Raw genomic sequence first — 21,698 nt, 5'->3', positions numbered from 1 at the left:
GGTTGGAGATTGAAGGAACGATGGCCAAGCGCAACGAGGTGTCCGAAGAAGGACAAGTGCAGGACCTGCGCCCGCGCCCGGTCAGACTGACGAGCGACATGAGCCTGCCGAAGCTGTCGGCCGTGGAAATCGGCAGCTACATCGTCGCGCTGTTCGCGATGTGGGCGGTGCTTCACCTGAAGCTGCTGGGCGCCCTGCTCGCCGGCATGCTCGTCTATCAACTCGTGCATACGATAGCGCCGCTCATCGAACGCCGGATGTCGAGCCAGCGGGCGCGCTGGGCCTCGGTGGTGCTGGTTGCCACGGTGATCGTGGGCGCGCTCACGGGCATCACGATCGGCATCATCGAACACTTCGAAAGCGACGTGCCGAGCGTGCAGAAAGTGCTCGACCAGATGATGCAATTCATCGATCAGGCGCGCGGCCGGATACCGGAAGCCATTGCGGCCTATCTACCCGTCGATACCGACCAGATGAAAACGAAGGCCGCCGCGCTCATGCAGGCCCACGCCAGCACGCTGCAGCAGGGCGGCAAGAGCGCGGCGCGCATTTTCGGGCACGTGGTGATCGGCATGATCATCGGCGCGATCATCGCGGTGGGTGCACAGCGGCATACGCAGCGGCTGCCGCTCTCGAAGGCCTTCGTCACACGCGTGGCGCGCTTTGCCGACGCATTCCGCCGCATCGTGTTCGCGCAGGTGAAGATTTCGGCCATCAACGCCACGTTCACCGGCATCTACCTGCTGCTGATCCTGCCGGTCGTCCACGCGCCGCTGCCGCTTTCGAAAACGCTGGTCGTCTTCACGTTCGTGGTGGGCCTGCTGCCGGTAATCGGCAATCTGATCTCGAACACGGTGATCGTAGCCATCGCGCTCACGGTGAGCCTGCCGGCGGCCGTCATGTCGCTGGCGTTCCTGATCCTGATCCACAAGCTCGAGTACTTCCTGAACGCCCGCATCGTGGGCGGCCAGATCGAGGCGCGCGCGTGGGAGCTGCTGGTCGCGATGCTGGTGATGGAAGCCGCGTTCGGCATTCCGGGCGTCATTGCGGCGCCCGTGTTCTACGCGTATATCAAGCGCGAACTCATCTATCTGCGGCTCGTCTAGGCCGCATCGGGGAACGGCGGGGCGGCTAGATAGCCCGCACCGCCGCCGCTTCTCCGTCCAGCCTCCCCGTCCAGTCAAATCAGCGAAAGACCACGGTCCTGCTGCCGTTCAGCAGAATACGATGCTCGATGTGCCACTTCACCGCGCGCGCGAGCGTCACGCACTCCACGTCGCGGCCAATCGCCGTGAGCTGTTCCGGCGTCATGCTGTGGTCCACGCGCTCCACTTCCTGTTCGATGATCGGGCCTTCGTCGAGGTCCGTCGTCACGTAGTGCGCCGTGGCGCCGATCAACTTCACGCCGCGGTCGAACGCCTGGTAGTAGGGCTTCGCGCCCTTGAAGCTCGGCAGGAACGAGTGATGGATGTTGATCGCGCGACCCGCGAGGCGCCCGCACAACTGCGGCGACAAGATCTGCATGTAGCGCGCGAGCACGACGAGATCGGCCTGATGCTCGTCGATCACTTCCAGCACGCGCGCTTCCTGCGCGGACTTCGCCTCGTCCGCCGACGACGTCAGCGGGAAGTGATGGAACGGAATGTTGTAGCTCGCGGCGAGCTGATAGAAGTCCCTGTGGTTCGAGATGATGGCGGGAATCTCGATGGGCAGTTGCCCCGTGCGGTAGCGGAACAGCAGGTCGTTCAGGCAGTGGCCGATCTTCGACACCATGATGATCACGCGCGGCTTCACGGAGGCGTCGTGCACCTCCCAGCGCATGCCGAACTGCGCGGCGAGCGTATCGAACGCGGCGCGCAGCGCTTCGACGCCGGGGTCGCCGCCCACCTGCTGGAAGTGCACGCGCATGAAGAAATCGCCGGTGCGGCTGTCGCCGAATTGCGCGGAGTCGAGAATGTTGGCGCCGCGCTCGAACAGGAAGCCGGACACCGCGTGAACGATGCCGGGCCTGTCGGCGCACGACAATTTGAGAATGAAGCTGTGTTCGGTCGACATAACCGCGGTGACTCCCTTTCCTGTTGCTTTGAACTGACTGATTGTGCGGCGCATGCGCCGCAGCGGGCGACGCGAACGCTCAGAGCGCCGGCGGCGCGAAGAGACCTTCGATGCCCTCGCACGCCTCACCATCGATCCAGCGGCGGCGCAAGAGGCAATCGAGCGTCGCGAGACTGGCGTCCACCGTCATGGCGCCTTCTTCGATCCAGCGGGCCACTTCGTCGATGCGCGCGAGCCGATGCTCGTCCACTTCGCCATCCTGATTGAGCGGCGCGAAATCCGCGGGCAGCGCGAGGTCGTAGACGAAAATCTGCTCGGCCTGCGTGCCCTCCGGCAGCGACTGCAGCACGTGCACCGTGCGCCCCGGCGCGGCTTGCGCGGCGATGTCCTCGCCAATGCCCGCCTCTTCCCAGCACTCCTTCACGATGGTGGCCTCGATGCCGAAGCCCCAGCCGATACCGCCCGCCACGACGTTGTCGAGCATGCCCGGATCGGTCGCCTTGGTTTCGCTGCGCCGGGCGATCCAGAGCTGCGGCGCGCTGGCCGCGTATTCTACGACGCCGTTCAGGTGCACCGCGTAAGTCATCGTGCCGAAGAAGCGCGAGGCGGCGCGCTCGATATAGGCGAGCGGCGCGGCATCGAAGGCATTGCGGATCGCGTAGGTTTCGTCGCGCCAGCCCGGAATGCGCCCCTCCGCCGCGAGTGCGCCGATCACGGCACCCAGCGCCGCGCTGCGTAGATCAACCGTGGAAAACGCCGCCGACAAGGCGATGCGCGCTGCGTCGATGTCGAACACGTCGGGCCAGCGCGCGAGCAACGGCGCATCGGTGCGACGCACCCAGCCCACGCGTTCGTCGCCGATATGGAAAGGCAGATGCGCGACGGGATCGAAACGACGCGCAGCGACGATACACGGCAAGCTCATGGGCAGACTCCGTCTCAGTCGCGCAACGCGACACGAATGCCGATCGCAATGAACGTGGCGCCCGCGATGCGGTCGAGCCACACGCCCACGCGCGGCCGGCGTTTGAGCCACGTGCCGATCAGGCCCGCGCAGACGCCGAACACCGAGAACACGACGACGGTCTGCAACATGAAGAGCGCGCCGAGTTCGAGCATCTGCAGCGTGACGCTTTGCGCCCCATGCGGGTCAACGAACTGCGGCAGGAACACCACGAAGAAGAGCGTCACTTTCGGATTCAGCATGTTGCCGAGCACGCTCTGCCGGAAGATCGTGGCGAGCGGCTGGCGCGGCCTTTCGTGCGCGGTGGCGAGCCCCTGGCTGCGCAGCGCCTTGATGCCGATCCAGACCAGATACGCGGCGCCCGCGAGCTTGATGACCTGAAACGCCACCGGCGACGAGCGCAGCACCGCCGCGACGCCCAGCGCCGCAAGCGTGGTGTGGAACGTCACGCCCGCCGCAAAACCGAGAGCAGCGACGAGCCCGGCCGCACGGCCCTGCGAGATGCCGCGCGCCAGCACCTGGAGGTTGTCGGGGCCGGGCGCCAGCGTGATGGCGATCGAGGTGGCGAGAAAGAGCAGGAAGTTGGGCATGATCGTAGCGTCGGGTGGATGGCGGCAGCGCTTGCGGTGGCGAGGAGCTGCGGGCAACAGAACCGCCCGCGTCAGCGAACCAGGCGAGGCTCAATCGGGAACCCGATCGAGCCCGGCCGGGTAACTCAGTGGCCGCCGAATTCGGTCACGGTGTAGAGCGGCAGGCCGGCTGCGCGCAACAGCTGCGAGCCGCCCAGATCAGGCAGATCGATGATCGCCGCGCCCTCCACCACCACGGCGCCCAGCCGCTCCAGCAGCTTCTTGCCGGCCATCATCGTGCCGCCGGTCGCAATCAGGTCGTCGACGATCACGATGCGGTCGCCCGCGCTGCACGCGTCCTCGTGAATCTCCACGGTCGCCGCGCCGTATTCGAGCTGATACGACTCCGACACCGTGCGGTACGGCAGCTTGCCCACCTTGCGGATGGGGATGAAGCCCAGGTTCAGTTCGTACGCGAGAATTGGCCCGATGATGAAGCCGCGCGCGTCCAGCCCGGCAACGTAGTCGAGCCGCGCGTCGATATAGCGCTGTACGAACAGGTCGATCAGCACGCGCAGCGCCTTCGCGCTCTGCAGGAGCGGCGTAATGTCGCGAAACTGCACGCCGGGCTGGGGCCAGTCGGGCACTGTGCGGATCTGGTCTTTGACGAACTGGGCTGCGTCGAGCGGCGCGTTCGCGGGCGCGTGGGACATGATGTCTCCCGGTGAATCGATTCAATGGTGAGTGGTCGGGGTGCCGAAAGCGCCCTGGCGGCGTGTCGTGCGGCTGGAAGCGGCGGCTCGCAATGCTTTCCGAAACTGCGCGCGTGCCGTCACGCGGCGGCGGCGCGGCTTCGCCGCGAAAGGCGCTCTTCCGCCTCGGCCAGCTGCTCGGGCAAGCCGCGCAGCACGACGATGTCGCCTGCGCGCAGCTTCGTCGACGGGTCGGGTTCCACGCCGCGAATGCCGTGCCTGCGGATCGCCGTCACTTCGACACCGATGTCCGCGAGGCCCAGCTCCGCGAGCGTGCGGCCCACGGCGTCCGCCTTCGCGTCGATCGGCACCGATTGTAGCCGCACCTGCTCGTGACCGTCGTCCACGTCCGCGTCGTCGGCGCCGTGAAAGTAGCCGCGCAGCAGACTGTAGCGCTGGTCGCGCATTTCCTCGACCCGCCGCACCACGCGCCGCATCGGCACGCCCATCACCACGAGCGTGTGCGAGGCGAGCATCAGGCTGCCTTCGACGATCTCGGGAATCACCTCGGTCGCGCCCGAGGCAAGCAGCTTTTCGAGGTCGGAGTCGTCGACGGTGCGCACGATGACGGGCAGCGTCGGTTCGAGTTCGTGGATGTTGTGCAGCACGCGCAGCGCCGAAGGCGTGTTCGCATAGGTGATCGCGATGGCCGCGGCGCGATGCACGCCCGCGGCGACCAGCGATTCGCGGCGCGCCGCGTCGCCGAACACCACCGACTCGCCCGCGGCCGCAGCCGCCGTGACGCGGTCAGGATCGAGGTCGAGCGCAACGTACGACAGCCCCTCGTGCTCGAGCATGCGCGCAAGGTTCTGCCCCGAACGCCCATAGCCGCAGATGATGACGTGCCCGCTCTGCTTGAGGCTTTGCGTGGCGATGCGCGTCATCTGCAACGACTGCTGCATCCATTCCGTCGACGAAAGCCTGAGCACGATGCGGTCGGCGTTCTGGATGACGAACGGTGCGGCGAGCATCGAGAGCAGCATTGCGGCGAGAATGGCCTGGAGCAGCGTGGGGTCAACGAGGTGCTTGTCGAGTATCAGATTGAGCAGCACGAAGCCGAATTCGCCGGCCTGCGCGAGGCCGAGCCCCGTGCGCATCGCCACGCCGGGCAGCGCGCCGAAAAGGCGCGCGAGCCCCGTGATGATGACCGCCTTCAGCAGCATCGGCACGATCAGGAAGCCGGACACCAGCAGCGGATGGTCCCAGATCACGCGCGGGTCCAGCAGCATGCCCGTGGTCACGAAGAAGAGCCCGAGCAGCACGTCGCGAAACGGCTTGATGTCTTCTTCCACCTGATGCCGGTACGGCGTCTCGGAAATCAGCATGCCGGCAATGAAGGCGCCGAGCGCGAGCGAGAGGCCGAACTTGTCGGTGATGAACGCGGCGCCAAGCGTGACGAGCAGCAGGTTCAGCACGAACAGCTCCTGCGAGCGCCGCCGCGCGACCACGTTGAACCAGCGCGTCATGAAGCGCTGACCCACGATCAGGAGCAGCGCGAGCGCCACCACGATCTTCACCGCGGCAAGCCCGAGCGACTCCATCAGCGAAGCCGAACCGCCGCCGAACGCCGCGATGACGATGAGAAGCGGCACCACGGCGAGGTCCTGGAACAGCAGCACGCCCATGATGTTGCGGCCGTGCGCGGACTCGAGTTCCAGCCGCTCCGCAAGCATCTTGCTCACGATCGCCGTGGACGACATCGCAATGGCGCCGCCCAGCGCGACGCACCCTTCCCACGTGATGTGTACCCAGCGTTCGAGCGCGAGACCCACCACCACGGCAATCGCAATAGTCGCGAGCACCTGCAGCAGGCCCAGCCCGAATACGGCGCGCCGCATGGAGCGCAGCTTCGCGAGCGAAAACTCGAGGCCGATCGAAAACATCAGGAACACCACACCGAATTCGGCGAGGTTCTGCGCGCCGTGCGAATCGGGAACGATGCCGAACGCGTGCGGCCCAACCACGATGCCGACCGAGAGGTAGCCGAGCATGGGTGGCAGGTTCAGATAGCGGAAGAGAACGACGCCCGCCACTGAAGCCAGCAGCAGAAACAGCGTCATTTCCAGCGGGGAGATCATCGTGAAAAGCGTCCTCGTTCGTCAGCGGAACCGTTGCGCGGCGGCATGGACGCCTTGCGGCGGGACCCAGGCGCAACAAGGTCGAGCGGCCGGCGAAGGCAGCGGCCGCGCGGTCGGCGCGCGGCGCGGCGAACAAACGCCTTTGCTATACTCCGCGAATGATAGCGAAAATCAATGGCGATCGGGCACTCGCGCTCGCTCGCGACGTGCTCGACATCGAAGCTGACGCCGTGCGCTCGCTTCGCGACCAGCTCGACGAAGGCTTCGTCGGTGCGGTCGATTTCATCCTCAGCTGCCGTGGCCGCGTGGTCGTTTCGGGAATCGGCAAGTCAGGCCATATCGCCCGCAAACTCGCGGCAACGCTCGCCTCCACCGGCACGCCGGCTTTCTTCGTGCATCCCGCCGAGGCCAGCCACGGCGACCTCGGCATGGTAACCGCCGACGATGTCTTTATTGCGATGTCCAACTCAGGAGAATCCGAAGAGTTGATCGCGATCTTGCCGCTCATCAAGCGGCTGGGCGCGAAGCTCATCGCCATAACGGGCCGCCCGGGTTCGAGTCTCGCGAAGCTCGCCGACGTGCATCTGAATTCCGGGGTATCGAAGGAAGCCTGTCCGCTCAATCTCGCGCCCACGGCGAGCACCACGGCGGCGCTTGCACTGGGCGACGCGCTCGCGGTCGCCGTGCTCGACGCCCGCGGCTTCGGCGCCGACGACTTTGCCCGCTCGCATCCGGGCGGCGCGCTTGGCCGGCGGCTGCTCACCTACGTGCGCGACGTGATGCGCACGGGCGACCAGATTCCGAAGGTGCCGCAAAGCGCCACCGTGCGCGACGCGCTGTTCCAGCTCACGGCCAAGCGCATGGGCATGACGGCCATCGTGGACGACGCCGACCGCGTGCTCGGCATCTTCACGGACGGCGACCTGCGGCGCGTGCTGGAACGCGTGGGCGACTTCCGCGATCTGCCGATCGGGTCGGTCATGACGCACAACCCGCGCACGATCGCCGCCGACCGCCTCGCCGTGGAAGCCGTGGAACTGATGGAGCGTCACCGGATCAATCAGATGCTCGTGGTCGATGACGCCGGCAAGCTCATCGGCGCACTCAACATGCACGATCTGTTCTCGAAGAAGGTGATCTGATGGCCGTCTCCGCCCTTACTGCCACCGAACGCGCGAGCCGTGTGCGGCTGATGATCTTCGACGTGGACGGCGTGCTCACCGACGGCAGCCTGATGTTCACCGCGAACGGCGACACCATGAAGTCGTTCAACTCGATGGACGGCCACGGCCTCAAGCTGCTGCAGCGGGCCGGCGTCGAAACGGCCATCATCACGGGGCGGCGCTCGGGCATCGTGGCGGCCCGCGCCGAGGAACTCAAGATCACGCACGTGCATCAAGGCGTCGAAGACAAGCTCACCGCGTTCGCGAAGCTGCGCGAGGAAACGGGCATCCCGCCCGAAGACTGCGGCTACATGGGCGACGACTGGCCCGACCTCGCGGTGATGCTCCGCTGCGGCTTCGTCGCAGCGCCCGCGAACGCGCACCCCGAAGTGATCGCACGCGCGCACTGGGTCAGCGAAGCGCGCGGTGGCCACGGCGCCGTGCGCGAGGTGTGCGACGCGCTGCTGCGCGCCCAGCATCGCTATGAAGCGATGCTGGGCGCCGCCTGCGGAGCGGCACACGAATGAACGCGCCGTTTCGCTGGACCTCGCTGATTCCCGTTGTCGCCATGGCCGCGCTTGCCGGCATCACGTGGTGGCTGCTGCAGGCGACGCTGCCGCGGCCGAACGAAAGCGTACAACGCCCGAAGACGCACACGCCGGATTACTTCGCTGACAACTTCTCGGTATCCGAACTCGATCAGTCCGGCGCCACGCAGTACCGGCTCACGGCCACGCATCTTCTCCACTACGAGGACGACGAGAACAGCGACCTCACGAATCCGGCGGTGCGCGCGTTCCAGCCGGGTAAGCCGATCGTCACGGCCACGGCGGAGCGCGGCACGGTGAACAGCGACGCGTCGGTGGTCGACATGTACGACCACGCGCGCATCGTACGCGCGCCGGGCGCCGGCGACCCGCCGATGCAGGCCGATTCCGAGCATTTCCGCGTGCTGGTCAACGACGATGTGATCCTGACTGAAAAGCCGGTTAAACTTCAGCGCGGCCAGTCGGTCATGACGGCCACCAACGGCATGAACTACAACAATGTCACCCGGGTGATCCAGCTGTTCGGCAATGTCCGCGGCTCGATCGCTCCGGCCGACTCCGGCGGCTCCTCCTGACAGCCCGGGTCATCCATTCCAGGCACGACTGCATGAACCACTCGTTCCCCTGTTTCGAAGCCGGCCCGCGCGCGGCCGGCGGCGTCCGCCGCACCCGCTTTGCCGCTCTGGCGGCATTGACGTTCGTGCTCGCACTCGCCGGCGTAGCGCCCGCGGCGCACGCCGAGCGCGCCGACAAGGACAAGCCGCTCAACATCGAATCGGACAACATGACGTACGACGACCTCAAGCAGGTCACCATCTTCACGGGGCACGTGGTGGCCACGAAAGGCACGATCGTCATCAAGGCCGACCGCGTGGAGGTGCACCAGGATCCGCAGGGCTACCAGTACGCCACGGGTACGTCGACGGGCAACAATCTCGCCTACTTCCGCCAGAAGCGCGACGGCGTGGACGAATACATCGACGGCGACGCCGAGCGCATCGACTACGACGGCAAGCAGGACCTCACCACGCTCACCACGCGCGCAACCGTGCGTCGCCTGCAAGGGCTTTCCACGGTGATGGATCAGGTGCACGGCAGCGTGATCACCTACGACGGCCAGAACGATTTCTATACCGCGAAGTCCGGCAAGGACGTAGCCGGCCCCGGCAACCCGACAGGGCGCGTGCGCGCCATGCTGTCGCCGCGCAACGGCGGCGCCGCGCCGCTCACGGGCGCCTCAGCCACGCTCGTGCCGTCCACGCAATTGAAGGGAACACCGCAGTGAACGCGAGCCCTCTTCATAACCGCCAGCCGGCCGGCACCAGCAGTTCCCTCGTCGTACGCAACCTCAAGAAGCGCTACGGGTCGCGCACAGTCGTGAAAGACGTGTCGCTCGACGTGAAGAGCGGCGAAGTGGTCGGGCTGCTTGGGCCGAACGGCGCGGGCAAGACCACGTCGTTCTACATGATCGTGGGACTCGTGCCGCTCGATGCCGGCGAGATCGACCTGAACGGCCAGTCCATCAGCCTGTTGCCCATCCACAAGCGCGCATCGCTCGGGCTGTCGTATCTGCCGCAGGAAGCTTCGGTATTCCGCAAGCTCACCGTCGAGCAGAACATTCGCGCGGTGCTCGAGCTTCAGCATGACGGCGCCGGCAAGCGGCTCTCGAAGGAAGCGATCACGGAGCGCACGGAAGCGCTGCTCGACGAGTTGCAGATCGCGCATCTGCGCGAGAACCCGGCGCTGTCGCTCTCGGGCGGCGAACGGCGACGCGTGGAAATTGCGCGCGCGCTCGCCACGGACCCGGCTTTCATTCTGCTCGACGAACCGTTCGCGGGCGTGGACCCGATCGCCGTTCTCGAAATTCAGAAGATCGTGAAGTTCCTGAAGCAGCGCAACATCGGTGTGCTGATCACCGACCATAACGTTCGCGAAACGCTAGGTATCTGCGATCACGCGTACATCATCAGCGACGGAAGCGTGCTGGCGGCAGGCGCACCGGGCGACATCATCGAGAACGAAAGCGTGCGCCGCGTCTATCTGGGCGAACACTTCCGCATGTAGGCACAGGAGAGTGGCAGAGCAAGCGCTTACGCTGCGCTCGCTCCGCCGCCTGCTTCATCAAGACGCACCCGGCGCACGGCGACACGCCATCTGCCGGCGTCCTCTGCGCGGGGCCGCCACCCGGCCCGCTCCCTCAGCGTTTAATGAGCCGCGCCCCATCGCGCAGCAATTCTTACGCTCGCCGGCCTCGCGCCGCGCTCGCAGCCGCACCAGATCTGGGCACGCGTTTTCGCGTATGTCGCCGGGTATCGCGGTCGTGGCAAACTCTTTACAATGAATCTCAAATTGCCATGAAAGCCAGCCTCCAACTTCGCCTGTCGCAGCATCTTGCGCTGACCCCCCAACTGCAACAGTCCATCCGGCTGCTGCAGCTGTCTACGCTCGAATTGCAACAGGAAGTCGCGACGGCGATCGCGCAGAACCCCCTGCTCGAAAACGAAGACGACTGGATCGCCAGCCCGTTGCGGGTGGCGGCAGACGGTTCCGTCATCGCGCAAACGCCCACGCCTTCGGCGCCCGAGCCGATGTCCGCCGCACCCTCGTCGTCTTCCTCAACAGAGAGTTCGGAAAGCGGCGAGCCCGCCAGCGTCGACGAATACAACGGCCTCGGCTCCGATGCCAACGGCGATGCGTCGCAGTGGAACCTCGACGACTATGGCCGCTCCGGCAACGCGTCCGACGACGACGACCTTCCGCCGCTGCAGATCCACGAATCCACCACGTCGCTGCGCGACTACCTGACAGCACAGTTGCGCGTCACGCAGGCAAGCCCGCGTGACCGCGCGCTCATCACGTTCCTCATCGAATCGCTCGACGACGAAGGCTACCTCACGGCAACGTGTGAAGAAATACTGGCCGACTTGCCAGTCGAGCTCGAGGTGGACGCCGACGAGTTGAATGCGGCACTCGCATTGCTGCAAAGCTTCGACCCGCCTGGCGTCGGCGCGCGTTCGGCATCGGAATGCCTGAAGCTGCAGTTGCTTCGGCTCGATCCGTCGCCTACTCGCACACTCGCGCTCGAAATCGTCGCGCACCATCTGGAGTTGCTTGCCGCACGAGATTTCACTCGTCTGCGCAAACATCTGAAGGCAAGCGACGACGAACTGCGCGATGCCCATGCGCTGATCCGCTCGCTCGAACCGTTCCCGGGTGCGGCCTACGGCAAGGCCGAAGCCGACTACGTCGTGCCCGACGTGATCGTGAAGAAGACCGCACAAGGATGGCACGCCGAACTGAATCCCGAGGTCGTGCCGAAGCTGCGCATCAATCATCTGTACGCGAACATCCTGCGCAACAACCGCGGCGATCCAGGCAGCGGCTCGTTGCGTCAGCAACTGCAGGAAGCCCGCTGGTTGATCAAAAATATTCAGCAGCGCTTCGAAACAATCCTGCGTGTTGCGCAGGCCATTGTGGAGCGTCAGAAGAACTTTTTTGTGCACGGCGAAATTGCGATGCGCCCCTTGGTTTTGCGGGAAATAGCTGATACGCTGGGCTTACACGAGTCAACTGTCTCGCGTGTGACAACCGGCAAGTACATGCTCACCCCGTTTGGGACGCTTGAATTTAAGTACTTCTTCGGATCGCATGTTTCGACGGATACGGGAGGCGCGGCCTCATCCACGGCCATACGCGCGCTCATCAAGCAACTGATAGGAGCAGAGAACCCGAAATCCCCTCTTTCAGACAGCCGCATAGCCGAACTGCTGGCGGAACAGGGCTTCGTGGTGGCGCGCCGCACGGTGGCGAAGTATCGCGAGGCGCTCAAGATTCCAGCGGTCAACCTGCGCAAGTCTCTTTAGCCCGTTGCTTATCGCGACGGGCGTTTTCCGGCCGCGTCGCTGTTGGCGGGGATGGCCGGCCGATGCGGCCCGTCCGTAGTCAGTCTCGGGGAGACGGCATAAATCGGACAGCAGTCGACCGGTATCGCCGCATTCGAACGCGCACGGCGGCCATCAGCCTGGAGAAGCACGATGAATCTGAAGATCAGTGGACACCATCTCGAAGTAACGCCAGCGTTGCGAGAATACGTGATCACCAAACTGGATAGGGTGCTAAGACATTTCGATCAGGTAATCGATGGCAATGTGGTCCTCTCGGTCGACAATCACAGGGAAAAGGACAAGAGACAGAAGGTTGAAATCAGTCTTCATCTGAAGGGCAAAGACATCTTCATCGAAAGCGCAAACGGCGATCTGTATGCTGCCATCGATGTGATGGTCGACAAGTTGGACCGGCAGGTTGTGCGCCACAAAGATCGCGTACAGGGGCATCAGCACGAGGCCATCAAGCATCAAGCCACCACGCCGCCCGTCGAAGTCCCACCGCAATAAGACGAAGGTGGCACGGCCCGCGCGGCCACGGACAGTCCGGCTGGCAGCCCATGAAAAAACCGCCCGAAACCGGGCGGTTTTTTCATGGGCTGGGCATGACGGCAAATGGGATAACCGCGACGAACGCCAGGTTTCGACGCCTGGGTGAATGCATGGCGCATCGCACCATGCCGATGTATGCTTGTTCTATAATGTTTCGGTCACTTTCGGGGCATTTCCGCCGGAGTCCCGTTAAAAAAGGGGTTTCGTCGCACTTCGCCGTGAGCATCCTGTCAGACATGGAATATCCGTCACCCGCCGCGGCAAGCAGCATCCAGGCCACGTTTTCGCCTGCCAACATGAATCGTTTAGCCAAAATTCTTCCACTCGAGAACGTCGTCGTCGGACTCTCCGTCACCAGCAAGAAACGCGTGTTCGAGCAAGCGGGCCTGATCTTCGAAAACCAGAACGGCATCGCCCGCAGTACGGTGACCGACAATCTGTTTGCGCGGGAACGCCTCGGGTCCACTGGCCTCGGCGAAGGTGTGGCCATCCCGCACGGACGCATCAAGGGCCTCAAGCAGCCGCTCGCCGCCTTCGTGCGTCTCGCGGCGCCCATTCCGTTCGAGGCGCCAGACGGCCAGCCTGTTTCGCTGCTGATCTTCCTGCTCGTACCCGAGCAGGCCACGCAGCAACACCTCGAAATCCTCTCGGAAATCGCCCAGTTGCTCTCGGACCGGGAAACGCGCGAGCGCCTGCACACCGAAGAAGACCGCGAAGCATTGCATCGCCTGCTCACCCAGTGGCAACCTTGACGTATCGCGGCCGGCCCGCCCGGCGAAAGACCGCTCTCCCCCCGACGCCGCACTCCGCGCAACACGGCTGAGGTACGCCCCATCCGATGCGCCCACCGGGCAGCCTCGCTCCGGAACGCCGGACGAGCGGCCCACCTTGGAGTCTTGGATTCATGGACACCTCCAGCATCAACGCCCAAAGCATCTTCGACGACAACGCCGCCACGCTGAAGCTCAGCTGGCTGACGGGGCATGAAGGCTGGGAACGCGGCTTCTCGGCCGAAACGGTGGTGAATGCGACGTCGAGCGCCGACCTCGTGGGCCACCTGAACCTGATCCACCCGAACCGCATCCAGGTGCTGGGCGAGGCAGAGGTCAATTACTACCAGCGCCAGACCGACGAAGACCGCTCGCGGCACATGGCCGAGCTGATCGCCCTCGAGCCGCCGTTCCTCGTCGTGGCAGGCGGCGTGGCCGCCCCGCCGGAACTCGTGTTGCGCTGTACCCGCTCGTCCACGCCGCTCTTCACCACGCCGATGTCGGCGGCCGCGGTGATCGACAGTCTGCGCCTCTACATGTCGCGCATCCTCGCGCCGCGCGCCACGCTGCACGGCGTATTCCTCGACATCCTCGGCATGGGCGTGCTGCTCACGGGCGACTCGGGTCTCGGCAAGAGCGAACTGGGTCTGGAGCTGATCAGCCGCGGCCACGGCCTCGTGGCCGACGACGCCGTCGACTTCGTGCGGCTCGGCCCCGACTTCGTGGAGGGCCGCTGCCCGCCCCTGCTGCAGAATCTGCTCGAAGTGCGCGGCCTTGGCCTGCTCGACATCAAGACGATCTTCGGCGAAACGGCGGTGCGCCGCAAAATGAAGCTGAAGCTGATCGTCCAGCTGGTGCGCCGCCCCGACGGCGAATTCCAGCGCCTGCCGCTGGAAAGCCAGACGGTCGACGTGCTCGGCCTGCCCATCAGCAAGGTCACGATTCAGGTTGCGGCCGGCCGCAACCTCGCGGTGCTCGTAGAAGCCGCCGTGCGCAACACGATCCTGCAACTGCGCGGCATCGATACGCTGCGCGACTTCATGGACCGCCAGCGCCTCGCCATGCAGGATCCGGACAGCCAGTTCCCCGGCAAGCTGATGTAGCGCCGCGCCAGCCGGGCAGGCGCGCGGGGCAGATGCTATGATGAAACGAACCGTTTCCCCGATCCCATGCGCATTATCCTGATCACCGGCATCTCCGGCTCCGGCAAGTCTGTTGCGTTGAACGCGCTCGAAGACGCGGGGTATTACTGCGTCGATAATCTGCCACCGCGTTTTCTCCCGCAGCTCGCCGCCTATCTGGCCAGCGACGGCCAGGAGCAGCTGGCGGTAGCCATCGACGCCCGTTCGAGCGCTTCGCTCGACGAAATGCCCGCGATGATCCGCGATCTCTCGCGCCAGCACGACGTTCGCGTGCTGTTCCTGAACGCCAGCACGCAGTCGCTGATCCAGCGTTTCTCGGAAACGCGCCGCCGCCACCCGTTGTCGGGCTCCACACTGCATGACGCCGACGTCGGGCTGCTCACGTCGCTCGAAGAAGCGATCGAGCACGAACGGGAGCTGGTCGCGGGGCTTGCCGAATTCGGCCATCAGATCGACACGAGCAATCTGCGCGCGAATGCGCTGCGCGCCTGGGTGAAGCGCTTCGTCGAGCAGGAACGCAGCAGTCTTGCGCTCACCTTCGAGTCGTTCGGGTTCAAACGCGGCGTGCCGCTAGACGCCGACTTCGTGTTCGACGTGCGCACCCTGCCGAATCCCTATTACGACCATGAGCTGCGTCCGCTGACGGGGCTGGACCGGCCCGTGATCGACTACCTCAACGCGCTGCCCGTCGTGCGCGAAATGATCGACGACATCCACGCGTTTCTCGTGAAGTGGCTTCCTCGTTTCAGCGAAGACAATCGCAGCTATCTCACCGTCGCAATTGGCTGCACGGGCGGTCAACACCGCTCGGTATTCATCGCAGAGACGCTCGCCGCGCGTCTTGCGAAAGAAGCAAACGTTATCGTGCGGCACCGCGATGCGCCACTGGATATAGGCGAATCGTCGAAGCTCGTTGCCTGAACGGCCGGGCCAGACAGGCCGTGCCTCACCGGCCGTGCCTGAACAGCTGCGCCCGACCGGTCGTGCCTAACTGGCCGCGCCGCGCGGCCTTAACCGAAAGCGTTGCGCCATGTCCTCTACCAATGCCGTACTCGCCGATCTGCCGCTGTTCCCACTGCACACGGTGCTCTTCCCCGACGGCCTGCTGCCGCTGAAGATCTTCGAGGCGCGTTACCTGGACATGGCGCGCAACTGCCTGCGCGAGAACACGCCGTTCGGCGTGTGCCTGCTGAAGAGCGGTGGCGAAGTAGCTCAGCCGGACGAACCTTCGGTCCCCGAAGCAACCGGCTGCCTCGCCGAGATCGAACAATGCGACGTCGAAACGTTCGGCATGCTGTTGGTACGCGCACGCGGCACGCGGCGCTTCCGGCTGCTGACGCATCGGGTGGAAGCAAGCGGCCTTCTGGTCGGCATGGCCGAGCCGATCGGCGACGACGCGCCGCTGGAAGGCACCGACCGGCTCGCGAAATTCGGCGCGTGCGCGGAGGTACTGGAACGCATCATCGAAACGATTCGCGAGCGCGATCCGGACAGCGTGCCGTTCGCCGAACCGTTCCGCTTCGACGATCCCACGTGGGTGTCGAACCGGCTCGCCGAAGTGTTACCCATCGCGCTGCGGGCGCGGCAAAAGCTCATGGAATTGCAGGACGCCGGTGCGCGCATCGACGTCGTGCATCACTACATGCAGCAGCATCAACTGCTGTAGGCGGCGCGGCGCTCGCTGCAACCGCGAACCCGCTATAGCAACGAGCCGCGCAATCCGTCGAGCAGCTTGCGCACGGGCGCAGGCACCCCATACGAATCGATGTCGCTGAGCAAGACCCAGGCTGTCTCTGCAGCGCCGGCCATAGGCTGCGCATTCGCGATGCGATCCATTTCGACCACACGCGGTTCGATATCGAGCCTGAAGTGCGTGAACGTGTGCGTAAGCGACGCAAGCGCAGAAGCGGCGCCCCGCGCACCGAACGTGCGCGCGCGATCCGCAAGTGCGACTTCGTCTGCCGCCTCGGGCAGGCTCCACAGGCCACCCCAAATGCCTGACGGCGGACGCCGCTCCAGCATCACGGCATCCCCATCGAGCAGCACGAGCATCCACGTACGGCGCGTCGGCACGGTCTTCTTGGGCCGGGCCGCCGGAAGTTCACGCTGGCGGCCCGTTGTGTTCGCAACGCAATCGTCGGCAAACGGGCAACGCGCGCATTCGGGCTTGCCGCGCACGCAGAGCGTGGCGCCCAGATCCATGAGCCCCTGGGTGTAGGCGGTGACGTCGGCGTCGCTGGCCTCGGCACCCGGCACCAGCGACTCGGCGAGCGACCACATCGCCGTTTCCACGCGCTTGTCGCCAGGAAATCCCTCCACGCCGAACACGCGCGCGAGCACGCGCTTCACGTTGCCGTCGAGAATCGTGGCCCGCGCGCCGAATGCGAACGACGCGATGGCGGCGGCCGTCGAACGGCCAATGCCCGGCAGTTCCGCGAGCGCGTCCACCGTACCGGGAAACACCCCGCCGTGCTCATCCACCACTACCTGGGCGCATCGATGCAGGTTGCGAGCGCGCGAGTAATAGCCGAGCCCAGCCCACAGTGCCATCACGTCGTCGAGCGGTGCGGCGGCGAGCGCCGCCACGTCCGGGAATCGCTCCAGAAAACGCGCGTAATACGGAATCACCGTGGAGACCTGCGTCTGCTGCAGCATGATCTCTGAAAGCCAGATGCGATAGGCGTCGCGCGTGTTCTGCCACGGCAGGTCGTGACGGCCGTGCTGTCGCTGCCACGCGATGAGCCGCGCTGAAAATGCGGCATACGTGTGCTGCGCGGACGAGGAAAGAACGGTGGGAGCGAGCATGAAAAGAGAGGAAGCAAGGAGAAGCGAAGCCGGGTCTCAGCGCTGACAGACCGGGCAATAGTACGTGGAGCGCTGGCCCTGAACGATCTGCCGGATCGGCGTGCCGCACACGCGGCACGGTTGGCCAGCGCGATCATAGACGAAATAGTCCAGCTGGAAATAACCGCTCTCGCCGTCGCTGCCCACGAAATCGCGCAGCGTGCTCCCGCCCTTCTCGATGGCGGCGGCGAGCGTCGCTCTGATAGCGTCCGCAAGCAGTTCATAACGGGCGAGCGACACGCGGCCTGCCGGCGTGGTAGGCCGAATGCCCGCGCGAAAGAGGCTCTCCGATGCGTAGATGTTGCCCACGCCCACCACGATGTCGCCGGCTAGCAGCGCCTGCTTGACCGAGACCTTGCGGCCGCGCGTTTTCCGGTGCAGCAGCGCGCCCGAAAACGCCGGCGTAAACGGCTCGATGCCAAGGCTCGCGAGCAGCGGATGACCGAGCACGTCGCCCGCTTCGCGCGGATGCCACAGTACGGCGCCGAAGCGCCGCGGATCGCGAAACCGCAGAATGAAGTCGTCGAAGATCCAGTCGATGTGATCGTGCTTGCCCGCCGCGGGCAGGTGCGGCAGGTTGCGCAGCACTCGAAGCGTGCCCGTCATGCCCAGGTGTACGATGAACCAGCCTTCGTCGATCTCGAACAGCAGATACTTGCCGCGCCGCTCGACCTTGTGGACCGTACGCCCACGCAAAAGGCGGCCGAGTCCGGCTGGAACGGGCCAGCGCAGGGCGGCAGTGCGAACGTCGACGCGCGCTACGCGACGGCCCGCGACATAAGGCTCGATTCCCCGACGGGTAACCTCAACTTCCGGCAGTTCTGGCATGTCTAAGTGGTTTGCTGGCTGCGTGGCCGATTGTGCGCTTATTGTAGCGAGCGCGTTACAATCGTCCGAAACATTCAACGGATTTCCATGGAACTGTCTTTCGTGAAGCTGTTTGCGAAGCGCCGGGCCCACGCCCTGCCTCAGCTCCACCTGCCGTCTGCCATTTCGGTCCGCCGCTTGCTCGGCGCCGCGGTGGTTGCGGCGTGGACGCTCGCCGCCGCCCCCGCGTTCGCGCAGGACCCTTCCCCGGACACGGGCGACACCTCGGCAATGCCCGATATGCTCGGCGCACCCACTGCCGAGGAACAGAAGTCTCTGCCTGACGTTCCGCTGACGAGCCAGATCGTATTCCAGGTTCTGGCCGCTGAAATCGCATTGCAGCGCGACCAGCCCGCGCCGGCGTACCAGACGTACCTCGCCCTCGCACGCGACACGCACGACCCGCGCATGGCGCAACGCGCAACCGAAATCGCCATCGCGGCGCAAAGCCCCTCGGACGCCCTCGCCGCCGCGCAGCTCTGGCAGCAGTACGCGCCCGCGTCGGATCGCGCGGCGCAACTCGATGCGTCGCTGCTCGTGCTCTCGGGCCGCCCCGAGGACGCTGAGCCCCTGCTCGCGCGCGAGCTTGCGCGCGTATCGGAAGAGAATCGCGGCAGCGCGATCCTCTCGCTGCAACTGCTGCTCTCACGTGGCCCCAACCGTGTGGGCGGCCTGAACACGCTCAAGGACCTGCTCAAGAACGACATGAAGCGGCCCGAGGCGCAACTTGCCATCGGCCGGCAGCAATTGCTCGCCGACGACGTGCCCGGCGCGCGCAAGTCGCTCGAAACCGCGCTCTCGATGCGGCCGGACTACCTGCCCGCCGCGTTGATGCTTGCGCAGATGGGTCCGGACGAGCGCAACGAAGCAATCGCGTCGCTCGAGAAGTATGTTCAGCAGAATCCGAAGTCGCACGACGGAAGGCTCGCGCTTGCGCAGACGTATCTCGCTGCGGACCGCCTCGACGACGCGAGCAAGCAGTTCGAGACCATGCGCAAGGACAACAGCGGCGACCTCACGCCGCTGATGGCACTCGCGCTCATCAGCATCCAGCAGAAGAAATTCCCGGAAGCGCAGGCGTATCTGACGCAGTACGCGCAGCAGGCCGAAAAGACGCCTGGCGGTGACCCGGGCCAGGCCTACATTTACCTCGCGCAGCTCGCGCTCGAGCAAAAGAACGAGACGGACGCCGCGAAGTGGCTGGACCGCATTCAGCCCGACAGCCAGCAGTACATTCCGGCGCAGGTCACGCGCGCGCAGCTGCTCGAAAAACAGGGCAAGCCCGACGATGCGCGCAAGCTCCTCGCCGGCATTCAGGCCGCGGACCCGCGCGACCAGGCGCTCATCGCGCGCACGGACGCCGCGATCCTCTTCGATGCCAAGCGCTATCCCGAAGCCGAAGCCCGACTCGCCAAGGCCGTGGAGCAGTTTCCGGACGATCCGGATCTGACCTACGACTACGCGATGGCCGCGGAAAAGAACGCGCACTACGACGTCATGGAAACGCAGCTGCGCAAATTGATCCGCACCCAGCCCAACAATCCGCAGGCGTACAACGCGCTCGGCTACTCGCTGGCCGATCGTAACCAGCGCCTTCAGGAAGCGGACAAGCTGATCGAAAAAGCGTCGTCGCTCGCGCCGAACGACGCGTTCATCATGGACAGCGTGGGCTGGGTGAAATACCGGCTCGGCGAGACGTCGGACGCCATCAAGCTGCTGCGCAAGGCCTATACGCTGCAGCCGAATGCCGAAATCGGTGCGCACCTCGGCGAAGTGCTCTGGAAGAGCGGTGCCCAGGACGAAGCGCGCGCCGCCTGGCGCGACGCACTCAAGCTTGAACCCGATAACGACACGCTCGTGAAAACGCTCAAGCGCTTTCAGGTGAACGATCTCTGATGTATTCATCCCGTCACGCCAATCGTTTCGCTTCTCGCTTTCCTCATGCATCCGGCGGCTATAAGGCTGCACGGCGCGGCGCCCTCGGGCTCGCCGCCGTGCTCGCCCTGGCGCTTGCCGGGTGCGCGAGCGTGCCGCATCCCGCTGAATCGACCTCGAACGCCTCGACGTCTGTCACCGCGCAAACGAGCCGCGCGTACCACGGGCGCTTCGCCGTGCAGTACGTCGATCAGAACGGGCAGCCGCGCAATGCGTACGGCAACTTCGACTGGCGCGAAAACGGCGACACCGTCACGCTCCAGTTGCTCAATCCGTTCGGGCAGACGCTTGCCATCGTGACGTCTTCGCCCGCGGCCGCCACGCTCGAGTTGCCCAACCGGCAACCGCTCACGGCAGACAACGTATCGACGCTGATGCAAAACGCGCTCGGCTTCGCGCTGCCTGTGGAAGGGCTGCGTTATTGGCTGCAGCCGTCCATTGCGCCCACATCGCATGCGCAGACCGAAAAGGACGCCGGGCAGGATTCGCGGCTCAAGCAGATCCGCCAGGACGGCTGGACCATCGATTACCTCTCGTATGCCGACGCGCCCGCCACCGGCGTGAAGCGCGTCAACCTGAGCCGCGCGGAACCGCCGCTCGACATCAAGCTCGTGCTCGACCAGTAAGCAGCGCCCTGCGCTTTCCTCATGACTGAAACACCCGACTCGCTGCGCGGCTGCCTCGCGCCCGCCAAACTGAACCTTTTCCTGCACATCACGGGACGCCGGCCCGACGGCTACCACTCGCTGCAGACCGTTTTCCAGCTACTCGCATGGGGCGACACGCTGCACTTCACCGCTCGTGAAGACGGCGAGATCACGCGCAAGACTGAAGTGCGCGGCGTACCGCCCGAACAGGACCTCACCGTACGTGCCGCGACACTGCTCAAGCAGCACACGGGCACGCGCAAAGGCGTCGAGATCGAGATCGAAAAGCGACTGCCGATGGGAGCGGGTCTGGGCGGTGGCAGCTCGGACGCGGCGACCACGCTGCTCGCGCTCAATCGCCTCTGGAAGCTTGATTTGCCTCGCGAGGAACTGCAGTCGCTTGCACTGAAGCTGGGCGCCGACGTGCCCTTCTTCGTCTTCGGCAAAAATGCCTTCGCAGAGGGTGTTGGCGAAGCGCTTCAGGCTGTACAATTGCCGCGGCGTTTTTTTCTCGTTGTCACGCCGCGGGCACATGTCCCGACCGCCGCAATTTTTTCAGACGAGGCGTTGACAAGAGACACGAAAGTCATCACAATGACGGACTTTCTTGCACAGCAAGGTTGCAGCGCAGGATGGCCAGAAAGCTTCGGCCAAAATGACATGCAGCCGGTTGTCGCGAGGAAATACGCGGAAGTTGCGCAGGTGCTGGGATGGTTCGACAACATCGCACCCGCGCGGATGACCGGATCAGGCGCAAGCGTTTTCGCAGCGTTTGCCAGCCGGGCCGAAGCAGAAGCGGCGCAAGCCAAAATGCCGGCAGGTTGGTTGAGCGTAGTAACGGAAAGCCTCGATACCCATCCACTCTTCGCTTTCGCGGCATAGGTTTTGCATCATCGGGCAGTCCTACCGGCCCGGTGGAGCTCAAAGT

General features: G+C 65.0%; 22 protein-coding genes. 15 read left to right on the top strand and 7 right to left on the bottom strand.

All coding sequences use genetic code 11. The annotated features are described in order from the left end of the window. Positions 1-20: 20 nt before the first annotated feature. The gene (locus tag P2869_RS01515; protein WP_017772664.1) at positions 21-1,106 is read left to right on the top strand and encodes an AI-2E family transporter; all 1,086 of its coding nucleotides are present in this window, start codon (positions 21-23) and stop codon (positions 1,104-1,106) included. Between the two features lie 79 nt (positions 1,107-1,185). Here the strand turns inward: P2869_RS01515 and purU are convergent, their stop codons facing one another. The 5 genes from purU to P2869_RS01490 all read right to left on the bottom strand — a co-directional run bounded on the left by purU (position 1,186) and on the right by P2869_RS01490 (position 6,418). After that, positions 1,186-2,055 carry a formyltetrahydrofolate deformylase gene (gene purU / locus P2869_RS01510; RefSeq protein WP_277597257.1) on the bottom strand — a complete coding sequence of 290 codons (870 nt, stop codon included), beginning with the start codon at positions 2,053-2,055 and terminating at the stop codon, positions 1,186-1,188. A gap of 79 nt (positions 2,056-2,134) precedes the next feature. After that, a complete protein-coding gene (locus P2869_RS01505) occupies positions 2,135-2,980 on the bottom strand; it encodes an NUDIX hydrolase family protein (protein ID WP_277597256.1) in 846 nt (281 codons plus the stop codon). A 14-nt stretch (positions 2,981-2,994) separates the two neighbouring features. Then, positions 2,995-3,609 (bottom strand): LysE family translocator, encoded by a 615-nt coding sequence (locus P2869_RS01500; RefSeq protein ID WP_277597255.1) that lies wholly within the window; start codon positions 3,607-3,609, stop codon positions 2,995-2,997. Between the two features lie 125 nt (positions 3,610-3,734). Next, entirely contained in the window at positions 3,735-4,301 is a 567-nt protein-coding gene (locus tag P2869_RS01495) for an adenine phosphoribosyltransferase (protein ID WP_042299439.1), read from the bottom strand. A gap of 119 nt (positions 4,302-4,420) precedes the next feature. Beyond that, positions 4,421-6,418: a monovalent cation:proton antiporter family protein gene (locus tag P2869_RS01490; RefSeq protein WP_199541739.1), complete on the bottom strand. Its 1,998-nt coding sequence runs from the start codon at positions 6,416-6,418 to the stop codon at positions 4,421-4,423. Between the two features lie 158 nt (positions 6,419-6,576). Here P2869_RS01490 and kdsD point away from each other — a divergent pair, with 158 nt between their 5' ends. From kdsD to P2869_RS01435, 11 genes are all read left to right on the top strand, one after another. Then, a complete protein-coding gene (gene kdsD, locus P2869_RS01485) occupies positions 6,577-7,560 on the top strand; it encodes an arabinose 5-phosphate isomerase KdsD (protein ID WP_017772658.1) in 984 nt (327 codons plus the stop codon). Beyond that, positions 7,560-8,108 (top strand): HAD family hydrolase, encoded by a 549-nt coding sequence (locus P2869_RS01480; protein ID WP_277597254.1) that lies wholly within the window; start codon positions 7,560-7,562, stop codon positions 8,106-8,108. Before kdsD ends, P2869_RS01480 begins: the two co-directional genes overlap by 1 nt. Then, complete coding sequence (lptC, locus tag P2869_RS01475) at positions 8,105-8,704, top strand: LPS export ABC transporter periplasmic protein LptC (protein WP_199541741.1); 600 nt, start codon at positions 8,105-8,107, stop codon at positions 8,702-8,704. Before P2869_RS01480 ends, lptC begins: the two co-directional genes overlap by 4 nt. Positions 8,705-8,736: 32 nt before the next feature. Then, the gene (lptA, locus tag P2869_RS01470; protein ID WP_017772655.1) at positions 8,737-9,414 is read left to right on the top strand and encodes a lipopolysaccharide transport periplasmic protein LptA; all 678 of its coding nucleotides are present in this window, start codon (positions 8,737-8,739) and stop codon (positions 9,412-9,414) included. Then, entirely contained in the window at positions 9,411-10,193 is a 783-nt protein-coding gene (lptB, locus tag P2869_RS01465; RefSeq protein ID WP_017772654.1) for an LPS export ABC transporter ATP-binding protein, read from the top strand. Before lptA ends, lptB begins: the two co-directional genes overlap by 4 nt. A 290-nt stretch (positions 10,194-10,483) precedes the next feature. Then, entirely contained in the window at positions 10,484-11,992 is a 1,509-nt protein-coding gene (locus tag P2869_RS01460) for an RNA polymerase factor sigma-54 (protein WP_126877715.1), read from the top strand. A gap of 171 nt (positions 11,993-12,163) precedes the next feature. After that, positions 12,164-12,523 (top strand): ribosome-associated translation inhibitor RaiA, encoded by a 360-nt coding sequence (gene raiA / locus P2869_RS01455; RefSeq protein ID WP_017772652.1) that lies wholly within the window; start codon positions 12,164-12,166, stop codon positions 12,521-12,523. Between the two features lie 278 nt (positions 12,524-12,801). Beyond that, complete coding sequence (gene ptsN, locus P2869_RS01450; RefSeq protein WP_017772651.1) at positions 12,802-13,317, top strand: PTS IIA-like nitrogen regulatory protein PtsN; 516 nt, start codon at positions 12,802-12,804, stop codon at positions 13,315-13,317. A gap of 152 nt (positions 13,318-13,469) precedes the next feature. Next, a complete protein-coding gene (hprK, locus tag P2869_RS01445) occupies positions 13,470-14,438 on the top strand; it encodes an HPr(Ser) kinase/phosphatase (protein WP_017772650.1) in 969 nt (322 codons plus the stop codon). Positions 14,439-14,504: 66 nt separating this feature from the next. Then, positions 14,505-15,398, top strand: coding sequence for an RNase adapter RapZ (gene rapZ / locus P2869_RS01440; RefSeq protein ID WP_277597253.1), 894 nt, complete (start codon positions 14,505-14,507; stop codon positions 15,396-15,398). Between the two features lie 109 nt (positions 15,399-15,507). Next, positions 15,508-16,143, top strand: a complete 636-nt coding sequence (locus P2869_RS01435) for an LON peptidase substrate-binding domain-containing protein (protein ID WP_277597252.1) — start codon at positions 15,508-15,510, stop codon at positions 16,141-16,143. A gap of 32 nt (positions 16,144-16,175) precedes the next feature. On the opposite strand, the gene mutY is transcribed toward P2869_RS01435, so the two are convergent. Together mutY and mutM are read right to left on the bottom strand one after the other, a co-directional pair. After that, on the bottom strand, positions 16,176-17,282 hold the full coding sequence (gene mutY, locus P2869_RS01430; RefSeq protein ID WP_277597251.1) for an A/G-specific adenine glycosylase: 1,107 nt from the start codon (positions 17,280-17,282) through the stop codon (positions 16,176-16,178). A 36-nt stretch (positions 17,283-17,318) separates the two neighbouring features. Continuing rightward, positions 17,319-18,149, bottom strand: coding sequence for a bifunctional DNA-formamidopyrimidine glycosylase/DNA-(apurinic or apyrimidinic site) lyase (gene mutM, locus P2869_RS01425; RefSeq protein WP_277597250.1), 831 nt, complete (start codon positions 18,147-18,149; stop codon positions 17,319-17,321). Positions 18,150-18,236: 87 nt separating this feature from the next. On the opposite strand from mutM, the gene P2869_RS01420 reads away from it, so the two are divergent. The 3 genes from P2869_RS01420 to ispE are packed head-to-tail and all read left to right on the top strand — an operon-like array spanning position 18,237 to position 21,652. Further along, positions 18,237-20,084 carry a tetratricopeptide repeat protein gene (locus tag P2869_RS01420; RefSeq protein WP_126877667.1) on the top strand — a complete coding sequence of 616 codons (1,848 nt, stop codon included), beginning with the start codon at positions 18,237-18,239 and terminating at the stop codon, positions 20,082-20,084. Beyond that, positions 20,084-20,749, top strand: a complete 666-nt coding sequence (gene lolB / locus P2869_RS01415) for a lipoprotein insertase outer membrane protein LolB (RefSeq protein ID WP_126877668.1) — start codon at positions 20,084-20,086, stop codon at positions 20,747-20,749. Before P2869_RS01420 ends, lolB begins: the two co-directional genes overlap by 1 nt. Positions 20,750-20,770: 21 nt before the next feature. Beyond that, positions 20,771-21,652, top strand: coding sequence for a 4-(cytidine 5'-diphospho)-2-C-methyl-D-erythritol kinase (gene ispE, locus P2869_RS01410; protein WP_126877669.1), 882 nt, complete (start codon positions 20,771-20,773; stop codon positions 21,650-21,652). Positions 21,653-21,698 lie beyond the last annotated feature (46 nt).

The organism is Paraburkholderia sp. SUR17 (assembly GCF_029536165.1).
GTDB lineage: Bacteria > Pseudomonadota > Gammaproteobacteria > Burkholderiales > Burkholderiaceae > Paraburkholderia > Paraburkholderia kururiensis.
Note: the sequence above shows the minus strand (reverse complement) of the source record. Positions and strands in the feature narration are given on the sequence as shown.

Coding starts and splice junctions, on each gene's coding strand:
- P2869_RS01515 (WP_017772664.1), top strand. CDS start 21: ATGGCCAAGCGCAACGAGGTGTCCGAAGAAGGACAAGTGCAGGACCTG.
- purU (WP_277597257.1), bottom strand. CDS start 2,055: ATGTCGACCGAACACAGCTTCATTCTCAAATTGTCGTGCGCCGACAGG.
- P2869_RS01505 (WP_277597256.1), bottom strand. CDS start 2,980: ATGAGCTTGCCGTGTATCGTCGCTGCGCGTCGTTTCGATCCCGTCGCG.
- P2869_RS01500 (WP_277597255.1), bottom strand. CDS start 3,609: ATGCCCAACTTCCTGCTCTTTCTCGCCACCTCGATCGCCATCACGCTG.
- P2869_RS01495 (WP_042299439.1), bottom strand. CDS start 4,301: ATGTCCCACGCGCCCGCGAACGCGCCGCTCGACGCAGCCCAGTTCGTC.
- P2869_RS01490 (WP_199541739.1), bottom strand. CDS start 6,418: ATGATCTCCCCGCTGGAAATGACGCTGTTTCTGCTGCTGGCTTCAGTG.
- kdsD (WP_017772658.1), top strand. CDS start 6,577: ATGATAGCGAAAATCAATGGCGATCGGGCACTCGCGCTCGCTCGCGAC.
- P2869_RS01480 (WP_277597254.1), top strand. CDS start 7,560: ATGGCCGTCTCCGCCCTTACTGCCACCGAACGCGCGAGCCGTGTGCGG.
- lptC (WP_199541741.1), top strand. CDS start 8,105: ATGAACGCGCCGTTTCGCTGGACCTCGCTGATTCCCGTTGTCGCCATG.
- lptA (WP_017772655.1), top strand. CDS start 8,737: ATGAACCACTCGTTCCCCTGTTTCGAAGCCGGCCCGCGCGCGGCCGGC.
- P2869_RS01460 (WP_126877715.1), top strand. CDS start 10,484: ATGAAAGCCAGCCTCCAACTTCGCCTGTCGCAGCATCTTGCGCTGACC.
- raiA (WP_017772652.1), top strand. CDS start 12,164: ATGAATCTGAAGATCAGTGGACACCATCTCGAAGTAACGCCAGCGTTG.
- ptsN (WP_017772651.1), top strand. CDS start 12,802: ATGGAATATCCGTCACCCGCCGCGGCAAGCAGCATCCAGGCCACGTTT.
- hprK (WP_017772650.1), top strand. CDS start 13,470: ATGGACACCTCCAGCATCAACGCCCAAAGCATCTTCGACGACAACGCC.
- rapZ (WP_277597253.1), top strand. CDS start 14,505: ATGCGCATTATCCTGATCACCGGCATCTCCGGCTCCGGCAAGTCTGTT.
- P2869_RS01435 (WP_277597252.1), top strand. CDS start 15,508: ATGTCCTCTACCAATGCCGTACTCGCCGATCTGCCGCTGTTCCCACTG.
- mutY (WP_277597251.1), bottom strand. CDS start 17,282: ATGCTCGCTCCCACCGTTCTTTCCTCGTCCGCGCAGCACACGTATGCC.
- mutM (WP_277597250.1), bottom strand. CDS start 18,149: ATGCCAGAACTGCCGGAAGTTGAGGTTACCCGTCGGGGAATCGAGCCT.
- P2869_RS01420 (WP_126877667.1), top strand. CDS start 18,237: ATGGAACTGTCTTTCGTGAAGCTGTTTGCGAAGCGCCGGGCCCACGCC.
- lolB (WP_126877668.1), top strand. CDS start 20,084: ATGTATTCATCCCGTCACGCCAATCGTTTCGCTTCTCGCTTTCCTCAT.
- ispE (WP_126877669.1), top strand. CDS start 20,771: ATGACTGAAACACCCGACTCGCTGCGCGGCTGCCTCGCGCCCGCCAAA.